General features: G+C 71.3%; 9 protein-coding genes. 5 read left to right on the top strand and 4 right to left on the bottom strand.

Annotated features, from left to right (window positions below):
- Positions 1 to 81 precede the first annotated feature (81 nt).
- The 3 genes from rho to thrC form a co-directional block, all read right to left on the bottom strand.
- The gene (gene rho, locus AW270_RS20980; RefSeq protein ID WP_061296830.1) at positions 82 to 2058 is read right to left on the bottom strand and encodes a transcription termination factor Rho; all 1977 of its coding nucleotides are present in this window, start codon (positions 2056 to 2058) and stop codon (positions 82 to 84) included.
- 398 nt (positions 2059 to 2456) lie between these two features.
- Positions 2457 to 3341 carry a homoserine kinase gene (gene thrB, locus AW270_RS20975; RefSeq protein WP_245674791.1) on the bottom strand — a complete coding sequence of 295 codons (885 nt, stop codon included), beginning with the start codon at positions 3339 to 3341 and terminating at the stop codon, positions 2457 to 2459.
- Between the two features lie 17 nt (positions 3342 to 3358).
- Positions 3359 to 4402 carry a threonine synthase gene (thrC, locus tag AW270_RS20970; protein WP_061296829.1) on the bottom strand — a complete coding sequence of 348 codons (1044 nt, stop codon included), beginning with the start codon at positions 4400 to 4402 and terminating at the stop codon, positions 3359 to 3361.
- A gap of 204 nt (positions 4403 to 4606) precedes the next feature.
- Here thrC and AW270_RS20965 point away from each other — a divergent pair, with 204 nt between their 5' ends.
- The 5 genes from AW270_RS20965 (at position 4607) to AW270_RS20945 (ending at position 11613) form a co-directional block, all read left to right on the top strand.
- A complete protein-coding gene (locus AW270_RS20965) occupies positions 4607 to 6064 on the top strand; it encodes a glycosyltransferase family 2 protein (RefSeq protein WP_061296828.1) in 1458 nt (485 codons plus the stop codon).
- A gap of 104 nt (positions 6065 to 6168) precedes the next feature.
- The gene (locus tag AW270_RS20960) at positions 6169 to 6633 is read left to right on the top strand and encodes a hypothetical protein (protein ID WP_061296827.1); all 465 of its coding nucleotides are present in this window, start codon (positions 6169 to 6171) and stop codon (positions 6631 to 6633) included.
- A complete protein-coding gene (locus AW270_RS20955) occupies positions 6630 to 8159 on the top strand; it encodes a glycosyltransferase family 2 protein (protein ID WP_061296826.1) in 1530 nt (509 codons plus the stop codon). The genes AW270_RS20960 and AW270_RS20955 overlap by 4 nt, the downstream gene beginning before the upstream one ends.
- A complete protein-coding gene (locus tag AW270_RS20950; RefSeq protein WP_082801719.1) occupies positions 8156 to 9964 on the top strand; it encodes a glycosyltransferase in 1809 nt (602 codons plus the stop codon). The genes AW270_RS20955 and AW270_RS20950 overlap by 4 nt, the downstream gene beginning before the upstream one ends.
- Positions 9961 to 11613 carry a glycosyltransferase family 2 protein gene (locus tag AW270_RS20945; protein WP_063819287.1) on the top strand — a complete coding sequence of 551 codons (1653 nt, stop codon included), beginning with the start codon at positions 9961 to 9963 and terminating at the stop codon, positions 11611 to 11613. Before AW270_RS20950 ends, AW270_RS20945 begins: the two co-directional genes overlap by 4 nt.
- Here AW270_RS20945 and AW270_RS20940 read toward each other — a convergent pair.
- On the bottom strand, positions 11610 to 12098 hold a 489-nt coding region (locus AW270_RS20940; protein WP_157522342.1), incomplete at its 5' end, for an integrase core domain-containing protein. The genes AW270_RS20945 and AW270_RS20940 overlap by 4 nt on opposite strands.

Raw genomic sequence — 12098 nt, 5'->3', positions numbered from 1 at the left:
GGGCCGGGGTGGGCGGGAGCCGTAACAGAAGAAAAGAAAGAACCCCGGGACGGGACCCGGGGTTCTGTCTCAGACCTGGTGCTAGTCGCGGTCGTTGCTGACGGTGGTCTTCTGGACCTGCATCAGGAACTCGGCGTTGCTCTTGGTCTCCTTCATCTTCTCCAGGAGGAGTTCCAGCGCCTGCTGCATGTCGAGCGCGTGGAGCACGCGGCGCAGCTTCCAGACGACCTGGAGCTCTTCCTTGCCCAGGAGGATCTCCTCCTTGCGGGTGCCGGACGCGTCGACGTCGACGGCGGGGAAGATGCGCTTGTCGGCGAGGGAGCGGTTGAGCTTGAGCTCCATGTTGCCGGTGCCCTTGAACTCCTCGAAGATGACCTCGTCCATCTTCGAACCGGTCTCGACCAGGGCCGTCGCGAGGATCGTCAGCGAGCCGCCGTTCTCGATGTTGCGGGCGGCGCCGAAGAAGCGCTTGGGCGGGTAGAGGGCCGTGGAGTCGACACCACCCGACAGGATGCGGCCCGACGCGGGGGCGGCCAGGTTGTAGGCGCGGCCCAGGCGGGTGATCGAGTCGAGCAGGACGACCACGTCGTGGCCGAGCTCGACGAGGCGCTTGGCGCGCTCGATGGCCAGCTCGGCGACGGTGGTGTGGTCTTCGGCCGGACGGTCGAAGGTCGAGTGGATGACCTCGCCCTTGACCGACCGCTGCATGTCGGTGACCTCTTCGGGACGCTCGTCGACCAGGACGACCATCAGGTGGCACTCGGGGTTGTTGCGGGTGATCGCGTTGGCGATGGCCTGGAGGACCATCGTCTTGCCGGCCTTCGGCGGCGACACGATCAGACCGCGCTGGCCCTTGCCGATCGGGCTGACCATGTCGATGATCCGCGTGGTCATGATGTTGTGCTCGGTCTCCAGCCGCAGGCGCTCCTGCGGGTAGAGAGGCGTGAGCTTGTTGAAGTCGGGGCGCTGGCGGGCCTGGTCGGGCTCCATGCCGTTGACCGTGTCGAGGCGGACCAGCGCGTTGAACTTCTCGCGGCGCTCGCCGTCGCGGGGCTGGCGCACGGCGCCGGTGATGACGTCGCCCTTGCGCAGGCCGTTGCGGCGGATCTGGGCCAGCGAGACGTAGACGTCGTTGCTGCCCGGCAGGTAGCCGCTCGTGCGGACGAACGCGTAGTTGTCGAGGATGTCGAGGATGCCGGCGATCGGGATCAGGACGTCGTCGTCGCTGACCACGGGCTCGTTGGCGTCGCCGAAACGGTCACGGCCGCGACGGTTGCGCTCGCGGAACCGGCCGCGACGGCCGCGCGGGTCGTCGTCCTGGCCGGGGCCCTGACCGGGGCCGCCCTGGCCCTGACCCTGGCCGTCTTGACGGTTGTCGGGCCGGTTGTCCTGGCGGGTGTTCTGACGATCGTCGCCGCGGCCCCCACGGTCGCCACGCTCGTTCCGGTCGCCACGGTCCTGGCGGTCCTGCCGCTCGGGGCGGTCCTGCCGGTCCTGACGGTCCTGGCGGTCGCCACGGTCACCGCGCTCCCCGCGGTCGGGGCGCTCACGGCGCTCGCCGCGCTCCCCGCGGCCACGGCGCTCACGGCGGTCGCCGCGCTGCTCACGGCTGTCGGACGGGGCCTCGGACTGCTCCACGACGGTCGGGGTCGTCTGCACCGTAGGCTCGAGGGATGCCGGCGGGGCGGAGACTTCGACACGTTCGGCGGGAGCCTCGGCCGGGGCCTCGGCGGGCGCCGCGGCGGCGCGGGAGGCGGAACGTTCCCGGCGGGCTCTGGCGGGCCGTTCTACCGGGGCGGCTTCCGCCTTGGCCTCGCTCTTGGGCTCGGGCTTGCTCTCCGCGGCGGGCTGCGCCGTCGCCCCCTGCTTCTCCTGGATGGCCGCGATGAGCTGGCTCTTCCGCATCCGGCCGGTGCCGCTGATGCCGAGACCGGAGGCCATCGCCTGCAGTTCGGGGAGCACCATGGCCGACAGGCCGGTGCCGGAGCGGCGGCGGCGCGCGGTCGTGGGGGCGTCGCCGACGGGTGCGTCAGCGAGGAGTTCGGTGGTGTCGCTCAACTAAGGGTCCTTCCCAGGGGTCGGGCGCCGGACTGTCTGATTCCGCCGTCCCGGTTATGCGACCCGGCGGGACAGACCGGGTCGGGCTTCGTGGGTCTCGTGCGGTGGAGCCGGGTGCCGAGAATCACGAGCGGTAGGCGCCCAGGGGTGTTCCCCCGGGATGCCACGACCGACCAGATGTCGAGGTGGCTCGAACGCGCATGCCCCCGAACACGCCGCCCCCTGCCGCGTCGGCGGATGGAGGAGGTGGATTCAGGGAAATCGCCACGGCGGCTTCGGCTGTGCGAAGAGCCACGATGTGCGAATGACAAGCACGCACCCAACACGGGGGCACCTGGTGCGGCTATCAGCCTAACATCACCGGCGCACACAGCTATTCCCTGAAGGTCGAAGAGGCATCAGCGTGTCTCGGGAAACTGAACGGTCGCACCGGAAGGGTCGACGTTCAGTGGCTGGATTTGCCAGTCGATACCCACTTCGGGCTCGATCAAATCCTGCGTTTCCGGTGAAGAAAACGCAAGAACCGTGGGACCCGCTCCCGAAACGACCGCGGGCACCCCCTTGGACCGCAGACGTTCTACCAGATCGGCGGTCTGGGGCATGGCGGACGCGCGGTATCTCTGGTGGAGCCGGTCTTCCGTCGCGGCCAGCAGCACCGTGTCGTCGGGCGTTCCGGTCAGCGCCGCGATGAGCAGCGCGGCCCGGCCGGCATTCGCGGCGGCGTCGGAATGGGGGACTTTCTCCGGCAGCAGCCCCCGTGCCTCTTCTGTGGACAACCGGAACGGGGGTATCAGGACCACCGGCCGGACGTCCCTGTGGGGCAGCAGTTTGCGGACCCCGGAGTCCCAGGAGATCGTCAGCCCGCCGCGCAGGCACGGCGCGACGTTGTCGGGGTGGCCCTCGATGGCGGTGGCCAGCGCGAGGGTCTTGTCGTCGTCGAACGAGGCCCCCGACAGGGCGCGGGCGGCCAGGATGCCGGCCACGATCGCGGCCGACGACGAGCCGAGGCCGCGCGCGTGGGGGATCCTGTTGACACAGGTCAGCCGGATCCCTTCGGGCTGCGCGACGCCCATCTCGTCGAAGGTGCGGCGCATCGTCCGCACGATCAGGTGGCCCTCGCCGGTGTCGACCTCACCGGCCCCCGCGCCCTCGACCACGACGGACGTCTCGTGACCGCCGATCGAGGCCGTCACCTCGTCGTGGAGGCCGAGGGCCAGGCCGAGGGTGTCGAAACCGGGGCCCAGGTTGGCGCTGGTCGCTGGTGTGCGCACCAGAACGGTCAAAGAGTGCTCCTGCGGAGTCAGGCGAGTTCGAGGGCGGCCGCCGCCGCGTAGGCGTCGATCGGGATCGTCACCGGCGCAGGGGCGCCGGAGATCGCCCAGTCGGGGTCTTTCAGGCCGTTGCCGGTGACCGTGCAGACCACGCGCTGGCCCGGCTGGAGCAGGCCCTGCTCGTGGGCCTGGATCAGGCCGGCGACGCTGGCGGCCGAGGCGAGTTCGACGAACACGCCCTCGCCCTGGGCCAGCAGTTTGTAGGCGGCGGCGATCTGGCGGTCGGTGACCGCCTGGATGACGCCGCCGGACTCGTCGCGGGCCGCCTCGGCGAGCTTCCACGACGCGGGGTTGCCGATGCGGATCGCGGTGGCGATGGTGTGGGGGTGGGTGACCGGGGCGCCGTTGACGATCGGCGCGGAGCCGCTCGCCTGGAAGCCGAACATCTTCGGCGGCTTGGCGGCGTATTCCTGGTAGCCCATCCAGTAGGCGGTGATGTTGCCCGCGTTGCCCACCGGGATGCAGTGGACGTCGGGGGCCGAGCCGAGGGCGTCGACGATCTCGAACGCGGCCGTCTTCTGGCCCTGGAGGCGGTGGGGGTTGACCGAGTTGACCAGCGCGATCGGGTAGTTCTCCGCGAGCTTCTTGGTCATCTCAAGGCAGTCGTCGAAGGACCCCTCGACCTGGAGGAGCTTCGCGCCGTGGACGAGCGCCTGGGCCAGCTTGCCCATCGCGATCTTCCCGCGCGGCACGAGCACGGCGCAGGTCAGCCCGGCGCGCACGGCGTAGGCCGCGGCCGAGGCCGACGTGTTGCCGGTGGAGGCGCAGATGACGGCCTGGGCGCCCTCTTCCACGGCCTTGCTGATGGCCAGGGTCATGCCGCGGTCTTTGAAGCTGCCGGTCGGATTGAGGCCCTCGACCTTGAGGAAGACGTCACAGCCGACCAGCGCGGAGACCTTCGGCGCCGGGACCAGTGGGGTGCCACCCTCGAGAAGGGTGACCACGGGCGTCGTCGCGCTCACGGGAAGCCGGTCGCGGTATTCCTCGATGAGTCCACGCCAAACCCTGGACATGCGGTTCCTCCATGTCACCTGCGGTATCGGGCACCGAGTCTACGGGCAAACGTTCGAGATCCGGGATCCGGCGTCCGACTGCTGGGACGGTGACCGTTAAACCCCATTTGTCCGGGCTATATACGCTCCCAGGAAAATGCCAGGGTGGTTGACTATTGTCGATCACCGTTCCGCCACAGGCGATCGTGTGAAGGAGAAGGCATCGTGACGGGCACTTCCGCCCGGCCCCGGATCCGCCACAACGACTACTCGCCGCTGTCGCCGCCGGAGGCCGGCCACTGGACACCGCGGCTCCCGGTCAGCGTGGTCATCCCCGCCCACGGCGGTCAGCGGTTCCTCGACCTCACCTTGGCCTCGCTCTCGGTGCAGACCTATCCGGCCCACCTGACCGAGGTCGTCGTGGTGGACGACGGCAGCCTGCCGCCGCTGCGGCTGCCCGCGATCAGGCCGGAGAACACCCGGATCATCCGGTCGGGGCCGGGCGGGTGGGGGCCCGCGTTCGCGGTCAACGCCGGGGTCGCCGTCACCGAGGGCACGATCGTGCAGCGCCTCGACGCCGACATGGTGATCTACCGCGACCACCTGGAACTGCTGCTGCGCTGGCACCACCTCACCGACTACCTCGTCACGATCGGCGCGAAGGTCTTCGTCGAGCCGCCCGAACTGACCCCCGCACAGGTCAGGGACGCCGTCGCGGACGACCGCCTGGGCGAGCTGATCGACCTGTCGGCGGCGACGCCGAGCAGCACCGAGCGCACGATCCTGCGGCTCGACGGCATGAAGAAGAGCCGCAACCCCTATCACGTCGTCACCGGCCCCACCCTGTCCCTGCACCGCGCCCTGCTGGAGTCGGTCGGCGGGCTCGACGCCGAGGTGCACCGGGGCGAGGACACCGAGTTCGCCTACCGGCTGGCCCAGGGCGGCGCGGTGTTCGTGCCCGACCTGTCGGCGCGGGCGGTCCACCTGGGGGTGCCGGCCCAGAAGCGCAACCGCACGGCCACCGTGCGGGCCGTGGAGCCCTACCACGCCCAGCGCATCCCGCTCCGCCGTGACCTGCGCAAACAGCGCGGACGCATGTGGCACACGCCCTACGTCGAGGTGGTCTTCGACGTGTCGAAGGCGAGCGAGCGGGAGACCAGGGACGCCGTCGAGGCGGCGCTGACGGGGTCGATCACCGACGTGCGCGTCCTGCTCACCGCGCCCTGGTCGTCGATCAGAACGGGCCGCGGGGAGGCCCTGTCGGGCCAGGAGTTCGAGCTGCGGCTCATCAGCGAGAGCATGCGCGGCGACCCCCGGGTCCACCTGGCCGACGCCGCCCCCGCGACGGCGTTCCCGGTGCCGTTCCGCTACCGGGGCTCCGTGCACGCCCCCCTGGCGGCGGAGACCCTCGAACGCATGACACGCGCGATGACAGACGGGCGGCTGGGCGTCCTGGTGACCGAGTCGCCCGCCGGGACCGAGGCCGTCATGGAACGCACCGAGGCGGTTTCGCGCGCCGTGTTACTGGCCCGGCCTGGCGAAAGTCCCCACGACGTCATCGGGCAGACACACGGGGTCCGCCGGTCCTCCCCCGCGAACTTCTGGCCCGCCCCCGAAGCCGCTTCCGACGTGCCGCAAGAGAAGCGGAGGGGGCTAGGGTTGTTTCGCCGCTTGACCTCCTGACTTGTCTATGTCGTGGCAAAATCTCCGCATTCCCCCTGGCAAATCATGAGAGATCTTCCAATAGAATCCCGACTCATTCCTTGTTGACACGGAGGCTGACAAAGATGCCCACGCTCCGCCGTCTGGCGATGCTCGGCGCGGCCGCCGGAACGGTCGTGCTGGCCGCTCTCGCCACCCTCGTCCTGATGGGCGCGCTTCCCGTCGTCGACGCGTTGCTGCTGGTGCTGCTCGGCGGGTGCCTGGCCGGGCTCGGGCTGCTGGTGTTCAGCGTGCGCCGGCTCGACGGCAAGACCCAGCGGATCGACACGAGGGTGAAGAAGCTGGAGACGAACCTCGCCCGGGTCACCACCACCCTGGGCACCGTCTCCGAGGAGCTCGCGGGGGCGTCCCGGCTGCTGGCGGAGGGTGCGGCCCGCCGTGACGACGACCTGCGCGCGGTGCTCGCCGCCCTCGGGGAGGACCGCGTCAACGCGATGTTCCTGCGCAACGAGGTCGAGGCCGAGATCAAGGAGATCCGCCGCATCACCGGGGCGTCGCCCCGGGTGAGGACCGATGTGGGCGAGCGTTGACGGCACGGATCAGGCACAACGACTGGAGCTCCCTGCGCCCGGCGCCGCTGGGCGCCTGGACCCCGCGCCTGTCCGTCAGCGTCGTCATCCCGGCCTACCAGTGTCAGGACGCCCTTGACCGCACCCTCGCGGCGCTCGCGGCGCAGAGCTACCCGGCCGATCTGACCGAGGTCGTCGTCGCCGACGACGGCAGCGCCACCCCGCTCGTGCTGCCGCCGCTGGCCCCCCACCGCACCAGGATCGTGCGGGTGCCGAAGGGGTCGTGGGGGCGCGGCGCCGCCCGGCAGACCGGGGCCTCGGCGGCCTCGGGCGACGTGATCCACTGGCTCGACGCCGACATGCTGCTCGACCGGGAGCACATCGAGGCCCACATGCGCTGGCACCACCTGTCGGATCATGTCGTGGTGCACGGGACGATCCGTTTCTCCGACAGCACCGACGAGCCGACCGCCGACCACGTCTACGCCGAGACCGCCGCCGGGCGCTCGGCCGACCTGTTCCCGGCGGAGAGCGTCCACCCTCATGTGTGGCTGGAGAAGACGCTCGCCGAGACGCGGCACCTGCGCGACGCGCGGTCGAACCCCTCGCGGCTCCACTCCGGCGCGACCACCTCGGTGCGGGCCACCCTGCTGGCGCGGGCGGGCGGCGTCGACGTGACGATGAACATGGGCGAGGACACCGAGCTCGGCTACCGGCTGGCCCAGGCCGGGGCCGTGTTCATCCCCGACGCCGAGGCGCTGAGCTGGCACCTCGGCAGGTCGACGGTGATGCTCCGGGAGAAGGAGGTGCACCGGCACAACTGGACCCTGTTCGCCGACCGCATCCCCGATCTGCGCTGGCTGCGCACCCATCCCCGGCGGATCTACTCGGTCCCGTACGTCGAGGTGATCACGACCGCCACCACCTACGAGGAGACCCGAGGCACCGTCGACAGCGCCCTGGCCGGGACGATCCACGACCTCAGCGTCACCATCGACGGACCGTGGCACGAACTGACCACCGGCCGCCGCGCCTCCCTCGACGAGCCGATGCTCGACCTGCGGCTGCTCGGCAACCTCTACGCCGGTGAGCCCCGCGTCAACCGCGCGGTGCGGGCCCCCTTCCGGCTGAGGATCCCGGCGGGCTGGGCGCTCGGCGCCGACAGCGTCGCCAAGCTGGTGAGACTCGCCGAGAAAGAGGGCTACGGGCTGGTCTGCGCCGCCCTCGCCGAGACCCACGACGGCGTGGCCGTGGCCCGCCTGGAGCGGACGGCCGCCTTCAACCGGGCCCGCCTGTTCCCCGGCGAGGACCCCGACGACCTGGTCGACGAGCTGTTCGGCGCCCACTGGGTCGACGGCGCCGAGTTCGGCGTCGTGCCCCTCGACGAAGCCGGACCGGTCAAGGGCGACGCCCAGACCTGGCGGGTGGCGGCCGAGAAGCACAAGGCCGAGGCGGCCAGGCTGCGGGCCGAGGCCGAGCGGTGGAAGGCCGAGGCCGAGAAACTCGCCGCCCAGCCGCAGGGCAAGCGGCGCTGGAGGAGCCGATGACGACTTTCAGCGTGGGTATGGACGGGGGCGTCGACCTCGACGGCGAACTCCACCTCGATCCCGAGACCGAGACCGGCGAGGTCACGATCCTCGCCAGGACCCCCACCGACCTGCGCCGGGCGATGACCCTCCAGTCGACGCTGCCCAAGGCGAAGAAGGTGTCGGTGGTGATCGCCGAGGTCCCCTACTGGTTCACCGCGCCCAGCCCCGCCCTCACCCCCGCCCACCGCTGGCGGGCGCTGACCGAGGTCCGCACGTTCAAGAAGGGCGCCGGCTGGCAGGTCGACGTCACGTTCAACGCCTTCACGCCCTCGGGCCGGGTGGTCACCGCCGTGGCCCGCGCGTTCTCCGGCAACCGGCTGGAGGCCATCGCCTCACCGGTGCCGGTGCTGGCCGGTCCGGGCGCGGCCCACTGGCGGCCCGGCGACCCCAACGCGGCCATCGCCGAGCCGGCGGGCCCGATGCCGATCCGCATCGGGGCGCCCGCCGGGGACCTGGTCGTCCGCACCGACGCGTCGGCCGCCTGGGGCGGCGACGCCGTGACCGTCGACCGGTCGGGGTCGCCGAGCTGGGAGGAGATCGGGCGTCCCGGCGGCGAGAAGCTGCTGGCCGCCGGGCTGACCGACCCCGCGCTGGTGCCGCCGGTCGACGACCGGTCGGTCAACCCGATGGGGTTCGTCAGCGTGCCGACCAAGGGCGTCGGCGAGCTCACCCTCGACGACGACGGCTGGGTGATCAGGCTCGGGACCGAGACGCTGACCCGGATCGCGGCCTCGGGCGCGGTGACGGTCATGGACGTCGACCGGGTCCGCAAGCTGCGCGGGGTCGTGATCGACTGGCGGCGCGGGCACACCGGTCCGCTGACCGCCGTCCGGGTCGTGGCCGGGCTGGCCGCCGCCGGGGTGCCGTTGGTCTGCGACGACGTCCCCGCGTGGGCGGGGGCGCTGGGGCCCGGCCTGGTCACGCTGCTGCGGGCGCGCCGGGACGTGCTCGACGACGACCTGACCCGCGAGGAGCACAGCATCCGGCTGCGGCGGCGGGCGCTGCGCGACCACGGGGTCAGGGAGCGCTGGGCCCGGCTCGGCGCGGTGGGCTCCTACCTGCCGACGACGTCGATCCTGCTGGCCACCCGGCGGCCCGACCAGGTCGCCTTCGCCCTCGAACAGGCCGGCCGCCAGCGCGACGCCGACCTGGAGGTCGTGCTGGCGCTGCACGGCGTGCCCAGGGAGCATCCCGGCGTCGCGGCGGCGATCGAGAAGTTCGACCGGCCGCTGACCGTCTACCAGGCCCCCAACGCCAAGGCCTTCGGGTCGGTGCTGAACGCCGCCGCCGAACGGGCCTCCGGGTCGTTCCTGCTCAAGATGGACGACGACGACTGGTACGGCCCCGACTTCCTGGCCGACCTGCTGCTCGCCCACTCCTACAGCGGCGCCGACGTGCTGGGCACCTCGCCCGAGTTCGTCTACCTGGCGGCCATCGACGTGACCGTCCACCACCAGCAGATCACCGAGCAGGTCACCAACTTCATCGCGGGCGGCACGATCCTGGCCACCCGCTCGGTCTTCGACGCCGTGGGCGGCTTCCGCCCGCTGCCCCGGTCGGTCGACACCCAGTTCCAGCACGCCGTGCAGGTCGCGGGCGGAACCATCTACCGGGGTCACGGCCTCGGCTACATCCTGCGGCGCGGCAAGGCCGCCGAGCACACCTGGCGGGAGCCGATCGGCACCTTCCTCAAACGCAACAAGCGGCAGTGGCGCGGTTTCCGGCCCAACGCCCTGATGGAGCTCCCGGGAGGCAGGTCATGACGGCTCGCGTGCCCCACAACGACTACGGCGTGCTGGTGCCGCCGTGCCCCGGCTCGCTCCCGGGCAAGACCGTGACCGTGGTCATCCCGGTCCGCGACGACCAGCGCAAACTCGACCTGACCCTGGCCGCGCTCGCCCAGCAGGACTACCCCTCCCACCTGACGGAGGTGATCGTCGTCAACGACGGCGGGCCGCTGGACCTGCCGTCGTGGGTGCGCGAGATCCCCAACGAGGGCTGGGGCATCGCGTGGGCGATCCAGACCGGGTTCGCGCACGCCACCGGCGAGGTCGTGCTGCGGCTCGACGCCGACGTGGTGCCCCCGCGCGGCCACCTCAGCGCCCACATGCGCTGGCACCACGCGGCCGACTACCTGGTGGTGCTGGGCTCGCTCAAGTTCACCCCGTCGGCGCTGCCGTCGCCCGACGTGCTCGGCGAGGCCGTGCGCGACGGGCGGGAGCACCTGCTGTTCGACGAGTGCGAGGGCCACACCTGGTGGCACAAGCTGGTCGACGAGCACGACGGCCTGCGGACCGCCCCCAGCCCGCTGATGCACCGGGTGCACGTCGGCGCGAGCGTCTCCCAGCACCACGCCCTGTGGACCCAGGCCGGCGGCATGGACACCTCGCTCGTCCTGGCCGAGGACACCGACCTCGGCTATCGGCTCACCCAGGTCGGCGCCGTGTTCGTCCCCGAACTCGAAGCGCCCGCCTGGCACCTCGGGCAGTCGACTTTAATGCGGCGGCAGACCGAGGTGAAAAGGTACAACGCGCCCTTCGTGGCCGACCGCATCCCCTACCGGCGGTTTCTGCGCACCGAAGGCGGCCGTCAGTGGCTGGTGCCCTATGTCGACGTTGTCATCGACACCCGGGGCTCCAGTTACGAACTCGTGCGCGGCGGCGTGGACGCGGCCCTGGTCAGCACGCTGCCCGACGTGCGGGTCACCCTCGTCGGCGACTGGCCGACGCTCGGCGGCGGCCGCCGGTCGCCCTTCGACGACCCCCGCCTGGACGACCGGCTGATCAAGGGCGCCTACGAGAACGACGGCCGAGTCAGGCTGGTCGACGACGCCGGCCCGACGTCGGCGCCGGCCCCGTTCCGGCTGGTCTGCCCGCCCGGCTGGACGGTCGCCGCGGAGACCCTCGACACCCTGATCGCCAAGGCCGACAAGACCGACCTCGGCCTGCTGCACATCGCGCTGACCGAGACCCACGAGGGCATCGTCACCGCCCGGCTCGAACGCACCGCCGCCATCGCCCGCGCGCTCCACGTCATCAAGGACGGCCAGGAGTTCGACGACGTCGTCCACGAGCTCTACGGCTCGGAATGGCTCGACGGCGAGGAACACGGGTTCGCCCGCGTCGACACCAGCGTCAAGCCGTTCATCGTCAGCCGCAACACCGAGGCGGCCCACTGGCGGGCCCTGGCGATCGAACGCAAGGTCGCCGCCGGCCGGCTGGAGAAGCAGGTCCACGCGCTGGAACGGCAGGTGGGCGTGCTGGAGAAGAAGGCCGCCAAGGGCACCGCCGACTCGGCGCGCTGGCGGGCCAAGGCGGAGAGCTGGCGGGTGCAGACGGTGCAGTTGCAGCGGCGGGGCGAGCGCACGGTGTTCAAACGCGCGCTGCGCAAGGCACGGCGGCTGCTCGGCTAGATGTATGAACCCGGTGCGTTGTTGACGCGGCTGATCGGTGGCTGGCCTCCGAGTGCGGTGTGGCAGCGATGGTAGTTGTAGCTGTGCAGGAAGTCCTGCAGTGCCGCGGCGCGTTGGGTGTTGCTGGTGTAGATCCGCTGGTAGGCCCATTCATCGAGCAGGGTGCGGTTGAAGCGCTCGACTTTCCCGTTGGTCTGCGGCCGGTGGGGGCGAGTGTGCTTGGCGGCCGCGCCCAGTTCGGCCAGGGCCTGTTTCCAGGCATGGGCGCGGCGGTAGTTCAGGGCGTTGTCGGTGATGACCCGGTGGATGCGGGTGATGCCGTGGGCGGCGAAGAAGGCGGCGGCCCGGCGCAGGAAGGCCGCGCAGGTGGCGGCTTTCTCGTCGGTGTGGATCTCGCTGTAGGCCAGCCGGCTGTGGTCGTCGACGGCTGAGTGGACGTAGTCGAAACCGACGGCCGGGTGGTGGCGGCCGGGACGCGCTTGGCG

The sequence above is a fragment of the Herbidospora cretacea genome, from assembly GCF_001570605.1.
Lineage (GTDB): Bacteria > Actinomycetota > Actinomycetes > Streptosporangiales > Streptosporangiaceae > Herbidospora > Herbidospora cretacea.
This window is presented reverse-complemented; position numbering and strand designations above follow the sequence as displayed.